Origin of the sequence: Pseudomonas sp. SIMBA_041 (assembly GCF_046535095.1) — a bacterium.
Classification (GTDB): Bacteria; Pseudomonadota; Gammaproteobacteria; order Pseudomonadales; family Pseudomonadaceae; genus Aquipseudomonas; species Aquipseudomonas mucoides.
Map to the genome: position 1 here is coordinate 1 of NZ_JAWRXJ010000370.1, position 268 is coordinate 268.

Annotated in this window: 1 protein-coding gene; it reads right to left on the reverse strand. The window is 26.5% G+C overall.

Annotation, left to right across the window (positions count from 1 at the left end; all coding sequences use genetic code 11):
• On the reverse strand, positions 1 to 268 hold a 268-nt coding region (locus tag SB725_RS31525; protein ID WP_410923346.1), incomplete at both ends, for a hypothetical protein.

Below are 268 nucleotides of genomic sequence, written 5' to 3' on the forward strand. Positions count from 1 at the left end.
GTTTCTATAATTTGATTCCATAGAAATTTTTTAAAATCCTCCTGTCCAATATTTTCAATAATAGAACCTATTAGTTTTGATAGTTTTGTTCCTGGATTATTTATATATAAAACATAAGCTTTTTTCGGTTCATTTAATAACAAGGACTTTGCAAATAATAACAGTTGAGTTTTACCAGTTCCATAGTCTCCCGTAATAGTTCCAATCAATTTATAATCGTCTGAATCATCGTTGGAATATAAAGAATCTCCAATATAATTAATAATTC